This window comes from Pseudomonas sp. GX19020 (genome assembly GCF_023371075.1).
Taxonomy (GTDB): Bacteria; Pseudomonadota; Alphaproteobacteria; order Rhodobacterales; family Rhodobacteraceae; genus Pseudogemmobacter.
On record NZ_JAMCCR010000009.1, the window covers coordinates 75592 to 97781 of the forward strand.

18 protein-coding genes are annotated in these 22190 nt (G+C 63.4%); 11 read left to right on the plus strand and 7 right to left on the minus strand.

Annotated features, from left to right (window positions below):
* From M3484_RS14645 to eutH, 3 genes are all read left to right on the plus strand, one after another.
* Entirely contained in the window at positions 1-909 is a 909-nt protein-coding gene (locus M3484_RS14645; RefSeq protein ID WP_092899531.1) for a phosphotransferase family protein, read from the plus strand.
* Positions 909-3365: a GcvT family protein gene (locus M3484_RS14650; RefSeq protein ID WP_249497441.1), complete on the plus strand. Its 2457-nt coding sequence runs from the start codon at positions 909-911 to the stop codon at positions 3363-3365. The genes M3484_RS14645 and M3484_RS14650 overlap by 1 nt, the downstream gene beginning before the upstream one ends.
* Positions 3366-3437: 72 nt before the next feature.
* Entirely contained in the window at positions 3438-4634 is a 1197-nt protein-coding gene (gene eutH / locus M3484_RS14655) for an ethanolamine utilization protein EutH (protein ID WP_092899527.1), read from the plus strand.
* 49 nt (positions 4635-4683) lie between these two features.
* Here the strand turns inward: eutH and M3484_RS14660 are convergent, their stop codons facing one another.
* Positions 4684-6642 (minus strand): oxidoreductase, encoded by a 1959-nt coding sequence (locus M3484_RS14660; RefSeq protein WP_249497442.1) that lies wholly within the window; start codon positions 6640-6642, stop codon positions 4684-4686.
* Between the two features lie 99 nt (positions 6643-6741).
* Here M3484_RS14660 and M3484_RS14665 point away from each other — a divergent pair, with 99 nt between their 5' ends.
* Together M3484_RS14665 and M3484_RS14670 are read left to right on the plus strand one after the other, a co-directional pair.
* A complete protein-coding gene (locus M3484_RS14665) occupies positions 6742-7341 on the plus strand; it encodes a helix-turn-helix domain-containing protein (RefSeq protein WP_249497443.1) in 600 nt (199 codons plus the stop codon).
* A 274-nt stretch (positions 7342-7615) separates the two neighbouring features.
* A complete protein-coding gene (locus tag M3484_RS14670) occupies positions 7616-8653 on the plus strand; it encodes a LacI family DNA-binding transcriptional regulator (RefSeq protein WP_249497444.1) in 1038 nt (345 codons plus the stop codon).
* Positions 8654-8807: 154 nt separating this feature from the next.
* Here the strand turns inward: M3484_RS14670 and M3484_RS14675 are convergent, their stop codons facing one another.
* From M3484_RS14675 to dapF, 3 genes are all read right to left on the minus strand, one after another.
* Positions 8808-9905, minus strand: coding sequence for a hypothetical protein (locus M3484_RS14675; RefSeq protein ID WP_249497445.1), 1098 nt, complete (start codon positions 9903-9905; stop codon positions 8808-8810).
* Positions 9906-10056: 151 nt separating this feature from the next.
* Positions 10057-11331, minus strand: coding sequence for a tRNA (N(6)-L-threonylcarbamoyladenosine(37)-C(2))-methylthiotransferase MtaB (gene mtaB / locus M3484_RS14680; RefSeq protein WP_249497446.1), 1275 nt, complete (start codon positions 11329-11331; stop codon positions 10057-10059).
* Positions 11328-12182 (minus strand): diaminopimelate epimerase, encoded by an 855-nt coding sequence (gene dapF, locus M3484_RS14685; protein WP_249497447.1) that lies wholly within the window; start codon positions 12180-12182, stop codon positions 11328-11330. Before dapF ends, mtaB begins: the two co-directional genes overlap by 4 nt.
* 155 nt (positions 12183-12337) lie before the next feature.
* Here dapF and M3484_RS14690 point away from each other — a divergent pair, with 155 nt between their 5' ends.
* Positions 12338-13756 carry an amidase gene (locus M3484_RS14690; protein ID WP_249497448.1) on the plus strand — a complete coding sequence of 473 codons (1419 nt, stop codon included), beginning with the start codon at positions 12338-12340 and terminating at the stop codon, positions 13754-13756.
* A 165-nt stretch (positions 13757-13921) separates the two neighbouring features.
* Here M3484_RS14690 and exaC read toward each other — a convergent pair whose 3' ends face one another.
* Both exaC and M3484_RS14700 read right to left on the minus strand, forming a co-directional pair.
* A complete protein-coding gene (exaC, locus tag M3484_RS14695) occupies positions 13922-15439 on the minus strand; it encodes an acetaldehyde dehydrogenase ExaC (RefSeq protein ID WP_092899512.1) in 1518 nt (505 codons plus the stop codon).
* 194 nt (positions 15440-15633) lie between these two features.
* The gene (locus tag M3484_RS14700; protein WP_092899510.1) at positions 15634-16596 is read right to left on the minus strand and encodes a GAF domain-containing protein; all 963 of its coding nucleotides are present in this window, start codon (positions 16594-16596) and stop codon (positions 15634-15636) included.
* A gap of 305 nt (positions 16597-16901) precedes the next feature.
* On the opposite strand from M3484_RS14700, the gene M3484_RS14705 reads away from it, so the two are divergent.
* The 5 genes from M3484_RS14705 to modC all read left to right on the plus strand — a co-directional run bounded on the left by M3484_RS14705 (position 16902) and on the right by modC (position 20869).
* A complete protein-coding gene (locus M3484_RS14705; RefSeq protein WP_092899508.1) occupies positions 16902-17786 on the plus strand; it encodes a bestrophin family protein in 885 nt (294 codons plus the stop codon).
* 40 nt (positions 17787-17826) lie between these two features.
* On the plus strand, positions 17827-18171 hold the full coding sequence (locus tag M3484_RS14710) for a winged helix-turn-helix domain-containing protein (RefSeq protein WP_249497449.1): 345 nt from the start codon (positions 17827-17829) through the stop codon (positions 18169-18171).
* A 101-nt stretch (positions 18172-18272) separates the two neighbouring features.
* A complete protein-coding gene (gene modA, locus M3484_RS14715; RefSeq protein ID WP_092899506.1) occupies positions 18273-19055 on the plus strand; it encodes a molybdate ABC transporter substrate-binding protein in 783 nt (260 codons plus the stop codon).
* A 24-nt stretch (positions 19056-19079) separates the two neighbouring features.
* Positions 19080-19778 carry a molybdate ABC transporter permease subunit gene (modB, locus tag M3484_RS14720; protein ID WP_092899504.1) on the plus strand — a complete coding sequence of 233 codons (699 nt, stop codon included), beginning with the start codon at positions 19080-19082 and terminating at the stop codon, positions 19776-19778.
* On the plus strand, positions 19775-20869 hold the full coding sequence (gene modC / locus M3484_RS14725) for a molybdenum ABC transporter ATP-binding protein (protein ID WP_249497450.1): 1095 nt from the start codon (positions 19775-19777) through the stop codon (positions 20867-20869). Before modB ends, modC begins: the two co-directional genes overlap by 4 nt.
* Positions 20870-21083: 214 nt before the next feature.
* Here the strand turns inward: modC and M3484_RS14730 are convergent, their stop codons facing one another.
* A complete protein-coding gene (locus tag M3484_RS14730; RefSeq protein ID WP_249497451.1) occupies positions 21084-22172 on the minus strand; it encodes a helix-turn-helix transcriptional regulator in 1089 nt (362 codons plus the stop codon).
* Positions 22173-22190 lie beyond the last annotated feature (18 nt).

A 22190-nucleotide genomic window follows, 5' to 3' on the forward strand; every position in this document is an offset into this window, starting at 1 on the left:
ATGACCGGAGAGACAAGAGTTCCGCCAGAGAAGGCGGCGATCATCGGAGCGCTGCCGCTCTGGCAGGGGGAAATCAGCATCGCGCCGCTTCTGGGCGGCATCAGCAATGAAAGCTGGCTGGTGCGCGATGCGCAGGGCGGCCATGTGGTGCGCTTTGGCAAGGATTATCCGTTCCACCACGTGATCCGCGAGCGCGAGATCATGACCGCCCGCGCCGCCGAAGCCGCCGGTTTCGCTCCGGCGGTAGAATTCGCCGGGCCGGGGGTCATGGTCAGCCGCCACCTGAGCGCGCATACGTTCAACGCGGGTGACGTGCGCGGCAATATCGACGGCGTGGCGCGGCTGATCCGCGATTTCCATCGTGAGATGGGGCGCCATGTCTCTGGGCCGGGATTCATCTTCTGGCCCTTCCATGTGATCCGCGATTATGCCCGTACCTTGCGGACGGGCGGCAGTCGCAAACTGGCCGATCTGCCGCGTTATCTCGCTTTGGCCGATGAACTGGAGGAAGCGCAGATCCCGCTGCCGATCATTTTCAGCCATAATGACCTGCTTCCGGCGAATTTCCTCGATGATGGCAACCGGCTCTGGCTGATTGATTTCGAATATGCCGGGTTCTCGACCGCGATGTTCGACCTTGCCGGCGTGTCGTCGAATGCGGGCTTTTCGGCGACAGAGACGAACACGCTGCTGCGCGCCTATTTCGGCGAGACGCCGTCGCGCGAGTTGCTGCGCGCTATGGCCGCGATGCAATGCGCCAGCCTTCTGCGTGAGGCGATGTGGAGCATGGCGTCCGAGCTGTATCTGAACGCGCCCGGCACCGATTACCCGGCCTATACCGAAGAAAACCTCGCGCGGTTTGAGATCGCGCTCGACCATTACCGCTCAGTTTACGGAAAGAAAACCTGATGTCGCAGACCCTGCCCGCACATGCCCAGATCGTGGTGATCGGGGGCGGAATTATCGGCTGCTCGACCGCCTATCACCTGGCGCGCGATCACAAGGCGGATGTGATCCTGCTGGAACAGGGCAAGATCACATCGGGGTCGACCTGGCATGCGGCGGGGCTGGTGGGGCAGTTGCGATCTTCGGCCTCGATCACCAAGGTTCTGAAATACTCGGTTGACCTGTACAAAAATCTCGCCGCCGAGACCGGGCTTGAGACCGGCTGGAAGATGACCGGCTGCCTCAGGCTTGCGACGAATGAGGATCGCTGGACGGAATATCGCCGCCTCGCCACCACCGCGAGAAGCTTCGGAATGGATATGCATCTTGTCTCGCCCGAAGAGGTCAAACGCATGTGGCCGCTGATGGATGTCTCGGATCTGGTCGGCGCCTCCTGGTTGCCGACGGACGGGCAGGCGAGCCCATCGGATATCACGCAGTCGCTGGCCAAAGGCGCGCGGATGCACGGTGCGAAGCTGGTGGAGAACGTGCGCGTCACCGGGTTTCAGATGGATGGGAACCGTATCACAGCGGTCGAGACCGATCAGGGCGTGATTGCCTGCGAGAAGGTGGTGAATTGCGGCGGACAATGGGCGCGGCAGGTGGGGGCGAAAGCGGGTGTGAACGTGCCGCTGCAACCGGTGAAGCACCAATATATCGTAACGGAAAAGATCGAGGGGCTGGCGTCTGATGCGCCGACTTTGCGCGACCCCGACCGGCGCACCTATTTCAAGGAAGAGGTGGGCGGCCTCGTGATGGGGGGCTATGAGCCGAATCCGCAGAGCTGGCGCACGGGGCTACCTGGCGGCGATGTGCCCGACCAGTGGGAATTCCAGCTGTTCGATGATGATTTCGACCATTTCGAGCAGCATATGAAAGAGGCCATCGCCCGGGTTCCAAAGCTCGCGGAAACCGGCCTCAAGCAGATGATCAACGGGCCGGAGAGTTTCACACCGGACGGGAATTTCATCCTCGGCCTCGCGCCGGAATGTGCCAATATGTTCGTGGGCGCCGGGTTCAACGCCTTTGGCATCGCCTCGGGCGGCGGCGCGGGCTGGGCGCTGGCGGAATGGGTCATGCGGGGCGAGGCGCCGCTGGATCTCTGGTCGGTTGATATCCGCCGCTTTTCGGGGCTGCATCGTGACCGCGTCTGGGTCGAGGAACGCACGCTTGAGGCTTACGGCAAGCATTACACCATCGGCTTCCCGCATGAGGAATATGAAAGCGGGCGCCCGCGCATCACCTCGCCGCTTTATACGCGGCTGAAAGACCATGGCGCGGTGTTCGGATCGAAACTTGGATGGGAACGGCCAAACTGGTTTGCCGGCCCGGGCGAAGAGCCGCGCGATATCTATTCGATGGGCCGCCAGAACTGGTTTGATGCGGTGGGCCGGGAACACCGGCTCGTCCGCGAAGGGGTAGGCGTTTTCGACCAGTCGTCCTTCGCGAAATATGAGGTGGCGGGGGCAGGGGCGGCCGATGCGTTGGAACTGATCTGTGCGAACCATGTCGCGAAGGCGCCGGGCCGCCTGACCTATACCCAGATCCTGAATTCGCGCGGCGGCATTGAATGTGATCTGACCGTGGCGCGGCTGGCCGATGACCGTTTTTATCTCGTGACCGGAACGGGGTCGCGCACCCATGATCTTGCCTGGATTTCCGACCATCTGCCATCGGGCGATGTGGCGATCAGCGACGTGACCGAGGACTATGGCACGCTGTCCCTGATGGGGCCGAAGGCGCGCGAGGTGCTGACTTCGGTCACAAAGGCGGATGTCTCGAATGAGGCCTTCCCCTTCGGGGCGGTTCGCGAGCTGGAGATCGCCGGCCATCAGGTCCGTGCGCTGCGGGTCACCTATGTCGGCGAACTCGGATGGGAGTTGCATGTACCCCTTTCCGGCACCGGCGATGTGTTTGACGCGCTGATGGTGGCGGGGGCGCCGCATGGCATTCGCCCGACCGGCTACCGCGCGATTGAAAGCCTGCGCCTGGAAAAAGGTTACCGCGCCTGGGGATCCGACATCACTGCGAATGACACCCCGTTCGAGGCGGGCCTTGGCTGGGCGGTCAAGCTGAAACGCGGCACTGACTTTATCGGCCGCAAAGCCTGCGAGGCGGCGGCTGGCGCCGCCCTGACCAAACGGCTTGCCGGGTTCACCACCGATGATGCCGATGTGGTGCTGCTGGGGCGTGAAACGATCCTCAGGGATGGTGAGCCGGTCGGCTATCTGACCAGCGGCGGTTACGGCTACAGCCTGCAAAGCCCGATCGGCTTTGGCTATGTGCGCAATGAGGCGGGCGTCAGCGACGCTTTCCTGCAATCGGGCCGCTATGAGCTGGTCGTCGCCAACGAGATCCGGCCCGCGAAACTGCATCTCGATCCTCTTTACGATCCGGGCTCGCTGCGGGTGAAAGCATAAGTGACTGCAGGCCGGGCCCGAAATGGCCCGGCCTTTTATCAATGAAAACAATAATCAACAGGAGGGACAGCAATGGCTTCCATTGGAACCTATATTATCTGGCTGATCATGGTTTGCGCCGTTCTGGGTGCGATTGCCGCGATCCGTGACCCTGAAAAGGGGCTTGGTAAAGAGTTCACCGAGGGTCTGCATTCCATCGGTCCGATTTTCATTCCTGTGGCCGGGATCATGGCCGCGATTCCTTATCTCTCGCATTTTATCGAATTCGCGGCCGGGCCGCTTTTCGCCCTTGTGGGTGCTGACCCCTCGATTGCCGCGACCACGGTGATTGCGGGCGATATGGGGGGCTACCAGCTGGCCGACAAAATCGCCCAGACCCGCGAGGCATGGGCGATTGCGACCGTGGTCGGTTTCATGTCGGGCGCGACGATCATCTTCTCGATCCCGGTCGGCCTCGCCATGCTGAAGAAGGCTGATCATAAATATATGGCGCTGGGCATCATGTCCGGCATTCTCTCGGTGCCGGTCGGGGTGCTGATCTCCTGCACGGTGATCGCACTTTCGGGGCTGGACATCCGCCCGGAGGTCTCGACCGCGTCCGATGCGAATTTCGCCCTGACGCTCGGTTTTGGCGAGATATTCCGCAATCTCCTGCCGCTGATCATCTTCTGCGTGGCAATTGCGCTCGGCCTGCGTTTCGCGCCGGATGCCATGATCACCGGCTTCCTGTGGTTCGGAAAGATCATGTATGCGGGCATCACACTGGTGCTGGTGGCCTCGATCGTCGAATATTTCACCGGGTTCTTTACCAATGTCTTTGGCCATTGGGGCTTTGATCCGATCATCGCGGATGAGGCCGACCAGTTCCGTGCGCTGGAAGTGGCGGGCTATATCGGCATCATGCTCGCGGGCGCTTTCCCGATGGTCTACCTGCTGACGAAATATCTTGCGAAACCGATGGAGGTGCTTGGCGCGAAGATCGGCGTGGCGCCCGAAGGCGCGGCGGGGTTGCTCGCGGCCTGTGCCAATATCCTTGCCATGTTCCGCCTGGTCGAAAAGATGCGTCCGCGTGACAAGGTGGTGGCGATTGCCTTCGCGGTTTGCGCGGCCTTTACCTTTGGCGATCACCTTGCCTTCACCGCGAATTTCCAGCCAACGCTGATTGCGCCGCTGATCCTGGGCAAGCTCCTCGGCGGTGTGGCGGGCTTTATCCTCGCGGTCTGGCTGTCTGTGCCGAAAGCCGAGGCCCTGGCAGCGGCAGAGCGCTGATCCTTCCTTGCCGCCCGGGCGCAGGCCCGGGCGGGACTTGACGCGAAGGTCAGAGGGCGCGACCGGCCAGCATCCCCTCATAGACCGCCTCTTCCGCCGTGCGGGGTGTCTCGCAATCGCCGATGCCATGCCATTCGATGCCCAGGGCCGTGATCTCAGACCTGAGCCCGTCAAAAGGCAGATGACCACTCGACAGAACCAGCATATCCACGCCTTCGATTTCAATCGGCAGCTCTGATGCGGTGTGTTGCAGGAAGACCGTATCGCCAAAGGTGCCGATCAGTCGCGCATAGGGCGTGACCCGCACACCAAGCCGGTGCAGCGAGGCCGCCGTCGCATCGCGAACGTAGAAGGGCATCGCCTCGCCCATATAAAGCCCGTTCACCGCCAGATCGACCCCGGCGCCGTCGCGCGCCAGTGCCTCGGCCACGCCCGGCCCGATCCAGTCGGCGCGCCAGTCGGCCACCACCACCCGCGCACCGGGTTTCACCTCGCGCCGCAGGATCTGCCAGGCGGTGGCCACCCGGATCTCGCCATCCGTCTCGAAGGGCGGCAGGTAGGGCGTGGCCCCGGTCGCAAGCACCACCGCATCCGGGGCGAATTCGTGCAACAGGCTTGCATCGACGCGGGTATTCTTGCGGATCGTAACGCCCGCAAGCGCGCATTCGCGGGTCAGATTGGTCACGATGCCGCCGAATTCCGCGCGATGCGGCAAAAGCTGCGCCAGCAATGCCTGGCCGCCCAGGCGTGGTTCCGCGTCGAAAAGCGTCACGTGATGGCCGCGCTCTGCCGCCACCGCCGCCGCTTTCAGCCCGGCCGGGCCGCCGCCGATCACCATGATCTTGCGGGGATGCGTGGTTGCAGGATGACTGCCGAACACAGTCTCACGCCCGGTTTCGGGATGCTGGATGCAGGAAATCGGCAATCCGCGATGGAAGTGATGAATACAGGCCTGGTTGCAGCCGATACAGGCGCGGATATCGTCGAACCGCCCCTGATCCGCCTTGACCGGCATTTCGGGGTCGCAGATCAGCGCGCGGGTCATGCCACAGCCATCGGCCTCGCCGCGCGCGATCACCAGTTCGGCCTCTTGCGGCTGGTTGATGCGGCCGGTGATGAACACCGGCACCTGAAGTGCCGCCTTGAATGCGCGGGCCTCCGGCGCGGTATAGGCGGCCTGGAAATTCATCGGCGGCGCGATATGGACCGCGCCGCCGATGGTCGCCGAGGTACCGATGGTGACGGAAAGATAATCGATCCGCGCGCCAAGCCCTTTCGCCGCCGCCAGCGTCTCGGCATTGGTCAGCCCGGCCTCGTCTTTCTCACTGGCCGAGATCCTGAGCCCGATGATGAAATCATCGCCCGTCGCCGCGCGCATGGCCTCCAGCACATCTGCCATGAATTTCAGACGGTTGTCATCTGACCCGCCATATTCATCCTGACGCCGGTTGACGCGCGGATTCAGGAACTGCGCCGGAAGATAGCCATGCGAGGCGACCAGTTCGACGCCGTCAAGGCCGGCCCTGTACATCCGCCGCGCCGCATCGGCATAGCCTTGCGTGATTTCGGCGATCATCGCGGCATCCATTTCGCGCGGCATATTGCGGAACCGCTCATTCGGCGTGCCGGATGCGGAATATGCCACCGCCAGCATCCCATTCGCGCTTTCCATGATCTCGCGCCCGGGATGGAACAGTTGCGAAACCACCCGCGCACCATGCCTGTGGCAGCGCCGCGCCAGTTCGGCATAGCCCGGGATACAGTCATCTGTCGTGGCCATGATCAGATGCGAAGTATAGCGCGCTGTCTCATGCACGCCCGCCACCTGGGTCACGATCAGTCCGGCGCCGCCTTTTGCGCGGGCTTCCTGATAGGCGATATAGGCCTCGTTCACGAGCCCATGTTCCGGCAGGCAGGTGTCATGCCCGGTTGAGACGATGCGGTTGCGGATCTCGCGCCCACGGATGGTCAATGGGCGGAACAGGTGCGGAAACATCGCGTCGGTCATGGCTGCCCGGGCTCCCTGGGTGGCGGATGCGGCAGGTTTGACAGGGCAAGTAAAAAAATCAATAGTATTTTTTACTGACGGAAGGAGAGGGGATGCAGGATGAAGCCGGATGAGCCGCGTCTGAAGGCTGCGCCTGCCGCCGAGGGTCGCATCCTGGGCGAAAGGCTGCGTGAGCTGCGCAAGCGGCGCAAACAAACCCTGGCGCAGCTGGCGGATGGGGCTGGGCTTTCTATCGGCTATCTGAGCCAGATCGAACGGGATCTGGCCGAACCTTCGATCAACGCGCTGGTTTCCATTGCGCAGCATCTGGGTGTCACGGTGCAATGGTTTTTCGCCGGCGACGAGCAACCGGTGCCCGAAGCCGAACAGGGCTATGTCATCCGCCAGGCCAACCGCCTCCAGGTCGCCTATCAGGGCGGTGCCGTCGATGAATTGCTGACGCCGCGCCTGTCGATGGCGCTGGAGATGATCCGCTCGCGCCTGCCGCCCGGCGCTGAGGCGCAGGACGCCTATAGTCATGACGGTGACGAGGTCGGTCTGGTGCTTTCGGGGCAGCTGGAGCTTTGGGTCGGTGACCGTCATTTCCGGCTGGAGGCGGGGGACAGCTTTTCCTTCGCCTCAAGTGAGCCGCACCGTTATCGCAATCCGGGCCCGGCAGAGACCGAGGTGATCTGGGCGATAAGCCCGCCAACCTACTGATGTTTATGGGATAGGCGGGCGGAGAGACGGCGAAAAGGGGGAGGATGTGAAGGGGGGTGAATTTGGCCCACCACCCCCCCTCAGGGGCCCGGAGGCTCCAAAAGAGAGCTTGCACAGAGCATCCGGATCACAGCTTTCACTGTTAGCGCTATCATTAGCAGGGGATTACTGCCTGTTCAAGCCCCTCATGAGGCGCTAACAATCAGGAAAGCGCTGTTTCATGACCCGCCCCGATCTGCCCGCCTCTTTTCAGATCCCGCCAGAGGACCACCCATTGACCAAACCAACGCCGCCCGAACCCCATCGCGCCCTGACCCTTCGCGATGTGTCAGAGGCCTCCGGGGTCAGCGAAATGACGGTCAGCCGGGTGTTGCGCAATCGCGGCGATGTGTCAGAAACGACGCGGGCCAGGGTGCTCGAGGCGGCGCGCCGTCTGGGCTATGTGCCCAATAAAATCGCAGGCGCGCTGGCGAGCCAGCGGGTCAATCTGGTCGGCGTGGTGATTCCGTCTTTGTCGAATATGGTCTTTCCCGAGGTGATGACCGGGATTTCGAAGACGCTGGAAGATACTGGTTTGCAGCCGGTGGTGGGCGTCTCGAATTATCAGATCGATCGCGAGGAACAGGTCATCTATGAGATGCTGTCCTGGCGGCCCTCGGGGCTGATCGTGGCGGGGCTGGAACATTCCGCGGCGTCAAAGGCGATGCTGGCGCAGGCCGGTATCCCGATTGTCGAGATCATGGATATCGACGGCACAGCGGTCGACAGTATGGTGGGGATCTCGCATCGCCGCGCCGGGCGCAAGATGGCCGAGGCGATCATCGCGGCGGGCTATCGCAAAATTGCCTTTCTCGGCACCCATATGCCGACGAATGACCACCGTGCGAGGAAGCGGCTGGAAGGGTTTGAAGAGGCGCTGGCCGCTGCGGGCCTTTCGATGGTGGACCGCGAATTCTATTCCGGCGGCTCGGCGCTTGCCAAGGGGCGCGAGATGACAGAGACTCTTCTGAAACGCCGCCCGGATGTCGATTTCCTGTATTATTCCAATGATATGATCGGCGCAGGCGGGCTGTTGTGGTGCCTTGAACAGGGATTGGATGTGCCGGGCCGGATCGGCCTTGCCGGGTTCAACGGCGTCGAACTGCTCGACGGTCTGCCCCGCCGGCTGGCGACGATGGATGCCTGCCGGCTGGAAACCGGAGTCGCTGCGGCCGAGATTATTGCCGGCAAACGGTCGAGCGGGGTGATCGGCGGTGAGGTGATCGAGTTCGAGCCGAAGCTGCAGCCGGGCGATACCATCCGCAAGCTTTGAGGGGCGGAACGCGGGCATGGGGGGCTCTGCCCCCGTCTCCTTGCGGAGACTCCCCCGGGATATTTAAGGACAGATGAAATCGGGCAGCGGGATTTCATCTGTCCTTAAATATCCCCGCCGGAGGCTTCCGAAGATGCCACCGGCGGGGCGCTGGTCATTTCCAGCTGATATGGTCATCCATGGTGCAGCCATAGGGCGCGTTCTGATCCCCGAAGCGCTGTTCGAGCTTGCCGCAGGCCCAGAGATTGATCGGTTCCGGCATCATTGCATTGATCTCCATGCCGATCGGATCATGCGAATCCGAGCTGCCGGTCACATACCAGAGCCACCAGCCAAGCGCGGCAAGAACGAAGAAGAGGATCACCCCCAGACCGGCCAGCAGATTGCGAAGGGCTCCGCCGCCGCGTTTCTTTGCCGGGGCCTCGCTGTGCTGCGCCTGGCCGAATTTTTCGGCCTCCTCGCGGTCGAGCAGCGCCAGCGCCTCACGACGTTCCTGATCTGTCAGGTCGATCCGCGTCAGGGCGCGGTCAAGCAAGGCCGGCAGCCGCGAGCCGGTGCCCCTTACCCCCAGGCCATAGCCATTGCCCTGATCATCCCAGACCATCAGCGGATCGTCGCCCTTGCGCAGGGTCGTGGTCAGCACGGGTTTGGGCTGGTCCTTGTCATGATAGCTGATCTGCGTTTTGCCGCGCAATTGCTGCATATTGGTGATCACAAGCGGCAGCAGCGTCAGGCGTGAGGGCTGCGCGAGCGCGCGCGACGCCTTGCCTGCCCGGAGCTGCTGCCAGAGGATCGCCGCCGCGCCGCCGAAGAACAGCAAGGCGAAGGCCGCCAGCATAAAGATCCGGTTCCAGATCTTTTCGACGCCAAGGCTCAGTGTCGCGAGATGCGGCTTATCGGCCGAGATCACCACATCGACCCAGTAATCGCCGCTGTGGATATCGACGAACATCAGCTTGATATCGGATTCGTAATGCCGGCCCTCGTAATTATAGGCGACATGAGCGTCGCAATCGGTGAAGAAGGCCTTGCGGGTAGTGCATTGGCCGTTCCGGACATCACTGTCCTCAACCGTCACCGGGTTCTGGCTGATTTGCCAGTCGCGCCAGATATCCGGCCCCTGCCACCAGGCCAGGAAGCCGCCGATCACCAGCAGCACAAGAACCATGAACAGGGCAGCACCCGGTGGCGAGATACTGCCGGGGGTGAGTTTCAGCGGGCGATCGGGGAGGGTCAGGTTGGTGTATGACATCGAACTCATAACTCTGTGTGATTTTGAGCAAGCTGTCACAGACAGGTGATGAGACCCAGATCAAAAGTGATTTGTTCAGGAAAACCAGACCCTGGCGCCCGCAGGCCCTGGAGCCGGTGCGGGAATTTCGCGGTGAGGACGATCGGGGAAATCAGACCGGGGTGGCGATCAGGCGCGCGCCGTCCTGGCCGGTGATCCGGGCCGGGATGAGGCGGCCCTCGGGCTGGGGCGCGGCAAAGCTCACTTCGGTGAACTGGCCGGTTCGGCCATTATGCGGACCTTCGCTCAGGACCTCATGCAAAGCGCCCTGCTGGCTTTCCAGATGGCGGATGAGCGCGCTTTCCCCCGCAGCGCGAAGCCGGGCGGCGCGGTCGCGGATCAGCGGGCCTTTCACCTGTGGCATCCGCGCGGCAGGCGTGCCTTTGCGGGGCGAATAGGGGAAGACATGCAGGAAGGTCAGGTCGCAATCCGAGACCAGCTTCAGGCTGTTTTCAAACATCTCGTCGGTCTCGGTCGGGAAACCCGCAATGATATCGGCGCCGAAGATCAGATCAGGGCGCAGGCTGCGCGCCTCTTCGCAGAACCGGATCGCGTCATCGCGCAGATGGCGGCGCTTCATCCGTTTCAGGATCATGTCATCGCCTGCCTGCAGGCTGAGATGCAGATGCGGCATCAGCCGGCGCTCGGTCGCGATGGCCTGCATCAGGTTCTCATCGGCCTCGATGCTGTCAATCGACGAGATCCTGAGCCGTGCCAGATCCGGCACCAGCCGCAGGATCCGCATCACCAGATCGCCAAGGCGCGGCGTTGCGGGCAGATCGGCCCCCCAGGAGGTGAGGTCGACACCGGTCAGGACAACTTCCTGAAATCCCTTATCCACCAGGCGCTTGATCTGTTCGATCACCACGCCGGCGGGGACAGAGCGCGAATTGCCACGCCCATAGGGGATGATACAGAAGGTGCAGCGATGGTCGCAGCCATTCTGCACCTGGACATAGGCGCGGTGGCGGCCAAAGCCGTCGATCAGATGGCCGGCGGTTTCTTTCACCGACATGATGTCATTAACCAGCGTTTTTTCGGTCACGCCGATCAGGTCCGGGGCCAGGAGGGGCGCGCGCAGCCCTGTCCAGGTCTCGGCCTGCATTTTCTCGTGATTGCCGATGACTTTCGTCACCTCGGGCATCGCTGCAAAGGTCTCGGGTTCGGTCTGTGCCGCGCAGCCGGTGACGATGACCGGGGCGCCGGGGTTTTCCCGCGCCAGACGGCGGATTTCCTGTTTGGCCTTTCTGACGGCCTCGGCGGTGACAGCGCAGGTGTTCACGACCACTGCGCCATTCACCCCGGCCGCTGCCGCGAGTTCTTTCATCGCCTCGGTCTCATAGGCGTTCAGGCGACAGCCCAGCGTGGCGAAAACGGGGGCGTTCATGTCAGCGCGCCAAGAAAGGCGGGCGGGATACGGCCCTCGAAAACCAGCGCCACCGGCCCGGCCATCCAGACGCCATCCTCGCGCCAGTCGATTTCCAGCACGCCGCCATCCAGGTCAAGCGTCACGCGTCGCCCGGTCAGCCCGCGCAGATGCGCCGCCACTGCCGTCGCACAGGCGCCCGATCCACAGGCGAGCGTGATGCCGGCACCGCGCTCCCAGACCCGCATGCGCAGCCGGTCGGGGCCGGTCAGGCTGGCGAATTCGACATTGGTGCGCTCGGGGAACAGCGGGTCATGTTCGATCCGCGGGCCAAGGCTCGCGACATCCGCCGTATCCGCATCTGGCACAAAGAACACGCAATGCGGGTTGCCCATGCCAACCGCCACCGGCGCACCGTCGAGCGGCAGCTGCGCGGTATCGACCGGATGTGACAGCGGCACTTCAGCCCAGTCCAGCTGCGGCTGGCCCATATTCACATTGACGCGGCCATCTTTCAGCCGCTCGGCCCGCAGGGTTCCGCGTTGGGTGATCAGCGTCACCGCATCTTTGCCCAGATCGCGCATCACGTAATCCGAGACGCAGCGTGTGGCATTGCCGCAGGCCCCGGCGCGGCTGCCATCGGTGTTCCAGAAATCCAGCGTGAAATCCACGCCGTCCTGACCTTCGGGCGCCGGACGGATCTCGGCCAGCTGATCAAAGCCCACGCCCCGGTTGCGGTCGCCAAGCGCGCGCGCCAACGCAGCCGTCACCACCGCCTCGCCGCGAGCCCGCGAGTCGATCACCACGAAATCATTGCCCGCCCCATGCATCTTGATGAAGGGCAGGCCGCTGGGGTCAGGGCCCTGTGTCATGCGCCCCATATACGCCTGCGCCGTCCCGCAATCCAGAGCGCAAAATGCATGTCCGTGCGCCGGTTTTGCACGGGGTGCTTTCCCGCCCTGAGGGTCTTTCACCCGGGGCGCCGCCTCTGCTAGCCTTCGGGTGAACGCATTGTCACGGGACTGCCATGGATCTTACCGCTTGCTCCGCTCTCGATCTCTCGCAGCTGATCGCCCGCCGCGAGGTTAAACCGTCTGAGGTGATGGAGGCACATCTGGCCCGCATCGCTTTGGTGAACCCGCAGGTGAATGCGGTGATCTCGCTGCGCGATCCCGACCAGATCATGGCAGAGGCGCGGGCGCTGGACGATGTGGCACCTGCGGGCGCGCTGTTTGGCCTGCCGCTGGCGGTGAAGGATCTGCTGAACACCAAAGGCATCCGGACAACCTATGGCTCGCCGCTTTACGCCGATCATATACCCGAGGCCGATGATCTGATCGTTGCGCGGATGCGGGCGGCGGGGGCGGTCGTGATCGGCAAGACCAATACGCCGGAATGGGGGCATGGCAGTCACAGCTTTAACCCGGTGCATGGCGTGACGCGCAATCCCTATGATCTGGCGCGCAGCGCGGGCGGGTCATCGGGGGGCGCGGCGGCGGCGCTGGCCGCACGGATGGTGCCGCTGGCGGATGGTTCGGATATGATGGGCAGCCTCAGAAACCCCGCAGCCTTTTGTAATGTCTACGGGTTTCGTCCGAGCTGGGGGCTTGTTCCGACCGATGCCGGGGCCGAGACCTTCCTTGACACGATGGCGACGGAAGGCCCGATGGCCCGCGATATCGCCGATCTTGCGCTGCTCCTGGGCGTTCAGGCCGGGCCCAATCCGCTGACCCCCTTCGGTCAGCCCGCCCAGGATTACCTTGGTGCGGTCCGGGCCGCACCGGATGACCTCAGCGGGAAACGCATTGCCTGGTTTGGCGATTTCAACGGTCAGATCCCGTTTGAATCCGGCATCATTGCCGCCTGTGAAGCCGGGCTGAAGACCTTTGAAAGCCTCGGCGCCGAAGTGGTGCCGGTGCAGTTCCCTCTGCCGATGGCCGATCTCTGGCACGCCTGGGTCACGATCCGCAGCTTCCTGAATTTCGGGGGCAAAGGGGCTGAGCGCCATACGCCTGCCCGCTGGGCGCAGCTCAAACCCGAAACGCAATGGGAGGTCGAGACCGGCGCAGGCGTGACGGCAGAGGCGCTCTACCAGGCGTCGAAAATCCGCTCTGCCTGGTATGCGCACGCACATCAGCTGCTGGCGGATTACGATGCGCTGGTGATGCCGGTGGCGCAGGTCTGGCCCTTCCCGGCCGACTGGCGCTATCCCGAAAGCATCGATGGCCAAAGGATGGATACCTATCACCGCTGGATGGAGGTGGTGGTGCCGGTCTCACTGATCGGCCTGCCCTCCTTGGCGGTTCCGGCGGGATTCGGCGCGAACGGCCTGCCGACGGGTATCCAGATTGCGGGCCGCCACGGATCCGATGCCGCGATTCTCGCGATGGGCGAGGCCTGGCACCGCGCCACAGGCTGGCCGGAAAAGAACCCGCCCCGGATCTGAGGGCCTGCCCTCCGGAAAAACCGGAAAGGGCGGGCCCCGGGCCAGGGCGGGCCGGAGGGCCAGAGGTTGCCCGGGCCGGAACCCGATGCATCCTCCGACAGGGAGAGCAAGAGGGGGGGGCGGGGCAGAGTAGTCTCCCCCGGCTTTGCCCCGGATCGGTGGGGCTCAGAAGAAGCCGAGTTTCTTCGGATTATAGGAGACCAGCAGGTTCTTGGTTTCCTGATAATGGTCGAGCATCATCTTATGGTTCTCGCGCCCGATCCCCGACTGTTTGTACCCGCCAAAGGCCGCGCCGGCCGGATAGAGATGGTAGCAATTGGTCCAGACCCGGCCCGCTTCGATCGCACGACCGGCGCGGTAGGCGGTGTTCGCATTGCGCGACCAGACTCCGGCGCCCAGACCGAAGACGGTGTCATTGGCAATCTCGATTGCCTCGTCCTGGGTCTTGAAGGTGGTCACCGACACGACCGGCCCGAAGATCTCTTCCTGGAAGACCCGCATCTTGTTGGTGCCCTCGAAGACGGTCGGCTGGATATAGAAGCCTTTCGAGATATCGCCGTTGAAATGGTTCGCCTGGCCGCCGGTCAGAACTTTCGCGCCTTCCTTCGGCCCGAGCTCGAGATAGGACGAGATCTTGTCGAATTGCTGTTTCGAAGCCTGGGCGCCGATCATCGTATTCGCCTGACGCGGGTCGCCTGCCACGATGGCTTCGACCCGTTTCAGCGCGCGTTCCATGAACCGGTCATAGATCGATTCCTGGATCAGGGCCCGCGACGGGCAGGTGCAGACCTCGCCCTGGTTCAGCGCGAAAAGGGTGAACCCTTCCAGCGCCTTATCGAAGTAATCGTCATCTTCATCCATCACGTCTTCAAAGAAGATGTTCGGCGATTTGCCGCCCAGCTCCAGGGTGATATTGGTCAGATTATCCGCTGCGGCCCGCATGATCGACTTGCCCACAGGGGTCGAGCCGGTGAAGGCGATCTTGGCAATCCGGGGCGAGGCTGCCAGCGCCGCACCGGCTTCGGTTCCGGTGCCGTTGACGATGTTCAGCACGCCTGGCGGCAGCAGGTCTTCGATGAATGAAAGCAGGAACAGGATCGAGGCCGGGGTCTGTTCCGCCGGTTTCAACACGACACAATTCCCCGCCGCGAGCGCCGGTGCCAGTTTCCAGGCCGCCATCAGGATCGGGAAGTTCCAGGGGATGATCTGGCCCACAACGCCCAGCGGTTCGTGGAAGTGATAGGCGACGGTGTCATCATCGATCTGCCCGATCGAGCCTTCCTGCGCCCGGATCGCGCCGGCAAAATAGCGGAAATGGTCCACTGCCAGCGGGATATCGGCCGCCATGGTCTCGCGCAGCGGCTTGCCGTTATCCCAGGTCTCGGCAATCGCGATGGCTTCGAGATTCTCTTCAATCCGTGCGGCGATCTGCAGCAGGATGTTTGAACGCGTCGTCGCCGAAGTCTGTGCCCAGCCACGACGGGCCGCATGGGCGGCATCCAGCGCCGCTTCGATATCGGAAGCGTCCGAACGCGGAACCTCACAGATCACACCGCCGGTTACCGGCGAGACATTCTCCATATAGCGCCCGGCTTTCGGCGCGACCCACTGGCCACCGATGAAGTTTTCATAGCGGGTTTTATAGGGCGCAGTGCTCAGGCCGAATTCTTCGTGCTTGGTCATGGTAGCTCCTCCATTGGCCGCTCTCCCTTGCGGCTGATGACACCAAGCTGGCGTCTGATTTCGCGCGGGTCACCCCCGGGAATATGCCGCAACTGCGAAAGCTGTCGCAGTTCTGAGACAGTCTGTCCTGCCGACTGCCCGTGAGTGCGATGGGAGTGCGGCGGTCCGTCTGGCAGCAGTCAGCCGGGCCGCACTCAGTCGGGTCGGCCCATTTTGCGATGCAGGGTCGCGCGGCTGATCCCAAGCGCCCGTGCCGCGGCCGAGATATTGCCGCCGGTGCGCGCGATGGCGCGGTGGATCACCGCGCGCTCGCCATCCTCGGGGCGCAGATGGCTGCTGACGCCCAGCAGATCGGCGGCAGGAACCGGGTTTCTGGCCAGGTCACCGGTCAGGCCCAGATGCTGGCGCGCCATGCGCGTGGCACCGATCACCAGTTCATCGGCATCGACCGCCAGAAGCGCGCCGGTGCCGCGATCCGCACCGGGAACCAGCACCATCCGCGCGCCGCTGTAGCGCGCCTGGAAAAGATCGGCCTCGATCCGGCGCGCGGCCTCATGCACCGAATGGCTCAAAAGGCCTGAAAACCCTTCGGCAATATCGGCGCGCACGGTCGAGACATCCAGCACCGCCACCAGATCTCCCGAAGGATCCCAGATCGGCGCCGAAGCGCAGGTCAGCGCGGTATTTGCGGCAAGGTAATGCTGGTCACGATGGATCACCACCGGTCGCCCTTCGGCAAGGCAGGTGCCGATCCCATTGGTGCCGGCCGCCGCTTCGCTCCAGTCCGAGCCGGCGCTGAGGCCGGCATCCTGGAAATCGCGGTCTTCCGATTGCTTCACCAGGCGTTCAAAGGGAATGCCGTCCTCGCTTGCGAGGATCACGCTGGCGCCAAAACCGCCGACCACCTGAAACAGCCGCTCCAGTGTCGGGCGGGCGGCGCGGGTCACCGGCTCCATCCTCTCGCGCAGCCGGGTCAGGCCCATCCCGTCCAGCCGCTGATCACGTGGCGCAAGGGCCGATGGTGCCAGCCCGTGGCGGGCCGAACGCGCCCAGGAGGCGACAATCGAAGACCGCGCTGCCTGACCCGTTTCCAGCGCGGCGGAAACATGGGCCACATGGTCGCGGATGGTGCGGCTGGTGGTGATATTGCCTGGCATGGATCGGCCTTCCCCCCTCCGCCGTCCGGGACCCGGATCCCGGCCGGAATTGCATCTTGGAAACAGCAGTTCTTTCCCCCGGCGCCCGGCTTTTCTGCTACTCTCTGAGCCAGGGCTGCTAGGTCGCCGGTTGGTGACGCCGATCTGCCGCTGCCAGCTATATGGGCATTGCCCGCAGAACTGCATCACTCCGGATGCGACAGAGTAACGCATGTTCTGCTTTCGGGGGCAAGAAATCTTGTGGTGCCGTCACGAGCCTGTGCAACGAGTGCCGCATCGCCAATTTGAAAAGGTCGTGGTCCAGGATGATCGTCCGTGACAAACCCACCCCGCTGCAACTGCTGACCGCCACGCGCGGCTCGATCATCTTCCAGGTCGCGTCGCCGGTGCTCTTCGTTGCCTGTTTCGCGCTTGTGGTGGTCCTGCTGGATCATCTGACGCCCTGGGTGCCGCATCTGAATGCCGCTGCCTATACGGTGTTCGGGATCGGGCTGTCGCTTTTCCTCGGGTTTCGCAATGCCGCCGCCTATGATCGCTGGTGGGAGGCGAGAAAGCTCTGGGGCGGGCTGCTGGCCGATCTGCGCAGCTATGCCCGGGAGGTCGGAACTTTCGTGCCTGACCCGCAGCGGCGCGAGCGGATGCTGCGGCTGTCGCTGGAATTCATCCATGCCCACCGGATCAACCTGCGCAAGCTGGTGCCGCCCGAGACCGGGCCCGGGGCGCAGTTCCGCGCGGCACCCCATCCGCCCTGTGCTGCCCTGGATGCGATTACCGAGGAGCTGAGCGCGGGCTGCCGGTCGGGCGAGATCGACGGCTTTGGCGCACGCGCGCTGACCACCCGCATGGCCAATCTCGCCCTGCTTCAGGCGGGGGCCGAGCGCATCGCCAACAGCCCGTTGCCCTATGTCTATTCGCTGCTGATCTACCGCACGACCTGGCTATATTGCCTGCTGCTGCCACTGGCACTGGCGGAAACCACCGGCTGGCTTTCGCCTTTGTTCACCGCCATCGTGGCCTATATGTTCCTTGGTCTGGCGGAAGTGACCGAGGAGCTGAGCCATCCCTTCGGCACCAGCCCCAATGGCCTCGCGCTGGATGCGATCTGCCGCGCCTGCGAGATCAGCCTTGCGCCGCATCTGGGGGAAGAGCCGCCGAAACCGCTGGGTCCGGTCGAGCATTATCTCAGCTAGACCTCTTGCCAGCCGGGCGCAGGAGGGGGAAACTGGTGTGATGAAACGCTTTTTCCTGCGCCTTTACTTTGACAATGCGATGGTCGGCCCCGGCAAGGCCGAATTGCTGGAACATATCCGCGAGACCGGCTCCATCTCGGCGGCCGGTCGTGCCATGGGGATGAGTTACAAACGCGCCTGGATGCTGGTGGAAGAGCTGAACGCGGCCTTTGCCAGCCCGCTCGTCGCCAGCGCGCGCGGCGGCTCGGGCGGGGGCGGCGCGCATCTGACGCCCGAGGGTGAACAGGTGCTGGCGCTTTTCCGCGAGATCGAGCGCAAATCGCGCGAGGCAGGCGCCGAAGAGATCGCGGTGCTCGAGACAATGCTGGCCCCGACTCAGCCCTGATCTGCGGCTATGGGCGTTGTGGTGGTCGGGAAATAACCCTTGCACCTGTTCGTCCTGGCGGTCTTTATATCCGTAAAGATATATCGAACCGGAGGAATCCCATGTCTTTCGCCAGCCGTAAATTCGCCCGCCGCGCTGCACTGTTTGCGACCGCTTTCAGCCTTGCGCTGCCCGCCATGGCCCAGGCCGAAGAGGTCGTGGTCTTTGCCGCCGCATCGATGAAGAACGCGCTGGATGAGGTTGCGGCGAAGTTCCAGGAGGAAACCGGCAATACGGTGGTGATTTCCTATGCCGGCTCGAATGCGCTGGCGAAACAGATCATCGAGGGTGCGCCCGCCGACATCTTTATCTCGGCCGCCGTCAACTGGATGGATGAGGTCGAAAAGGCCGGTCTGGTTGTCGAAGGCGCGCGTGAAGATCTTTTGGGCAATACGCTGGTCCTGGTCGCACATGGCAAGGATGCCGCACCGGTCGAGATTGGCGAGGGCTTTGATCTGAAGGCGCTTTTGGGCGATGAGAAGCTTGCCATGGCCTTGATCGATTCCGTGCCCGCCGGCCAGTATGGCAAGGCTGCGCTGGAACATCTGGGTCAATGGGGTGCGGTTGAGGGATCGGTCGCTCAGGCCGACAATGTCCGCGCGACGCTGGCGCTGGTAGCCCAGGGCGAGGCGCCTTACGGCATCGTCTATGCGACCGACGCCGTGGCCGAGGATAATGTCACCGTGGTCGGCACCTTCCCCGCTGACAGCCACAAACCGATCGTCTACCCTGCCGCCCTGCTGACCGGCGCGGCAGATGCGGCGGACCGCGCCTTTTACGAGGCGCTTTCGGGGGATGAGGCCCACAGGATCTTCGCCGCAGAAGGCTTTTCGATCCTGAACTGAGACTGTTGAAAGGGCCTGAGAGGCGTGACGGACTGGCTGTCTCCTGACGAATGGAACGCGGTGATGCTTTCGCTGCGGGTGTCGTTCTGGGCGGTGCTGGTCAGCCTGCCTTTCGGCCTTTTCATCGCCCATGCCCTTGCCCGGTGGGAGTTTCCCGGCAAACAGGTGCTCAATGGCATCGTGCATCTGCCGCTGATCCTGCCACCGGTCGTCACCGGCTATCTGCTGCTGATCACTTTCGGGCGCAAAGGCACGGTGGGGCAATATCTCGACCAGTGGTTCGGGATCGTCTTTGCCTTTCGCTGGACCGGGGCCGCGATGGCCGCAGCCGTCATGGCCTTTCCGCTGATGGTGCGCGCCATGCGGCTTGCTATCGAGGCGGTGGATCCGAAACTGGAACAGGCGAGCGCCACGCTGGGGGCATCAAAACCCTGGGTCTGGCTGACGGTGACGCTGCCGATGATCCTGCCAGGCGTGATCGCGGGCTGCATCCTTGCCTTCGCCAAAGCGATGGGGGAATTCGGCGCCACGATTACCTTCGTCTCGAACATCCCCGGCCAGACCCGCACCCTGCCATCGGCAATCTACAGTTTCATGCAGGTGCCGGGCGGCGAGGCACAGGCTGCGCGCCTCGTCTGGGTCGCCATCGCCATCGCCATGGCGGCGCTCCTGCTGTCGGAATGGGTCTCGCGGGTGGTTGCGCGCAGGATTTCAGGGCAATGACGCTGTCGGTTTCCCTGCAGCACCGTTTTCCCGGCATCACGCTGGATGTACGGTTCGACGCGCCCCAGGGGGTGACGGCGCTCTTTGGCCGCTCGGGGTCGGGCAAGACCACGGTGGTCAATGCGGTGGCCGGGCTCTTGCGTCCCGATCAGGGCCGGATCACGCTTGGCGACCGCGTTTTGCTTGATACCGCGCGCGCAAACTTCCTGCCGCCGTATAAACGCCGTATCGGCTATGTCTTTCAGGACGCACGTCTTTTCCCGCATCTGACGGTGCGTCAGAACCTGCTTTATGGCCGCTGGTTCGCGCCAAAGGGCCGTGCGGGTGCTGCCTTTGATCAGGTGGTCGACCTGCTGGGCATCGCCCCCTTGCTGGACCGCCGCCCCGGTCGCCTGTCTGGCGGCGAGAAAAGCCGGGTGGCGCTTGGCCGGGCGCTTTTGTCTGACCCCGATCTTTTGTTGATGGACGAGCCGCTTGCTGCGCTGGACGAGGCGCGGAAATCCGAAATCCTGCCCTATCTGGAACGGCTGCGGGACACAGTGGCGCTGCCGATCCTTTATGTCAGCCATTCACCCGCCGAAGTGGCGCGGCTGGCGACGACGGTGGTGATGCTTGAGGCCGGGCAGGTGAGCCGTGCCGGCCCTGCGGCCGAGGTGCTGGCCGACCCGGTTTCCGCGCGCGGCTTTGGACCGCGCGAGGCGGGCGCGGTTCTGAAGCTGCGCGTCGGCGCGACCGATGCCGATGGGCTGACGCGGCTTGAGACCGGTGGCGGCGCGCTCTGGCTGTCTTTGCCGGGCGTGGCCGAGGGGACGACGCTGCGCCTGCGGATCCTTGCGCGCGATGTCATGCTGGCGCGACAGCAGCCGGAAGCGATTTCGGCACTGAATATTCTTGACGGCACGGTGCAGGAAATCTCGGAGAAAGACGGCGAGGTGCTGGTGCGTCTTTCGGTGGGTGAGGCGGCGCTGCTGGCGCAGATTACCCTGCGTTCGGCCAGGCTGCTCGAACTTGAACCGGGGATGCGGGTCTTCGCGGTGGTCAAGTCGGTTGCGGTGGCCCCGGGGACAGCAGGGGCGGGAACACTGGTGTAGGTGCGGATCGCGCTTCGTTACAATTACTGCTGCATTTTCACCCTGCCGGGTGATGGGTCGCCCCGGAAGTCGCGGGTATCCATGGTCTATTGAAGCAAGCCCTTTCATTCGTATTCGCCGGGGGAGGCGCCGTCAGAACGTGACCTCCCCCGGATTTCAGCCCTGATACGGACAGGCATCAGGGCCACGTTCAGGAGTGGATCAGGGAGAGTGTTCAGCCTCGCCCGCTCAGGCGCCGCATCAGGGCCAGCTGGCTTTCGGAACCCGTCTTGTGAAGCAGGCTCTTCACCTGGCTGCGGATCGTTTCGACCGAGCGGCTGTGGGCGTCGGCGATTGCCCGGATCGAGAGCCCCTGCGTGATCGCCGTCAGCACCCGTGTTTCGGCCGCACTCAGGGCATAGCGCTGCTGGAAATGCGCAATTCGCAGCGGTTCGGACCTCAGCTGAGCCTCTTCGATGATCAATCCGCCGGCCGGACCACACAGGAATTCGGATATCGGCGCGCGGGCGGCACGGAACAGGGTCAGTCGGTAGCCATTCTGATGCCAGACATGCTCTGTGGGCCCGTCATAGCCCCGCGCCAGGATTTGCCCCAGAAACTGACGCGCGGCCTCATCTGCAAGGTGAATGCGGCCAGTCGGGGTCAGGGAAAAGAGATCCGCGCGCCGTGCCGCCTCTTCAGCCGCCGGCGAAATCGATACCGGTTTCAGATCATCGCCGATCACGCAAAGCCCGGTGCCGAGCACGCCAAGCGCCTCGGCGGCGAAATTGCCGGCCATGGCCTCTCTGCCAGGATTAGAGAAATGGCGCATCACCCGCTGAAGATGCGGCCTCAGGGCCTCAAGCCGATGGCCCATCATCGTGGCGATTTCAGGATCACTGTCGCCGAAAATCATGGTCAGCAGCATATGTTCGCCGCCCCGACGCCCGAGAGTCACGCCGGCCGAGCCGATAAATCCGGCGGGGCGCAGGAAATCGCTGTAAAACTCGGTTCGCTTCAGCGCGTCGCGCGAGGTCACCTCATGATCGACGATCACATCATTGGAGAGGCGCAGGATGTGATCGGGCAGCCAGGGGTTATGCTGGCAGTAATATGCGGCGTAATCCGAGATTTGCTTTGCACCGATGCCTGAGGTCAGTTCCAGCCGTCCGACACCGCCACTCATATGGTCATTTTGCAGCAGGAACAGCGCGCCGCCATTTATGCGATCGGATGCCAACAGGCTCAGAAACCGCGACCAGTCCGCTTCCCCGAGCAGAATTGAATAAAGCGCCTCGGTCAGGTCGGCATGAAGATCAGGCAAGCAACACCCCTTCCTTCC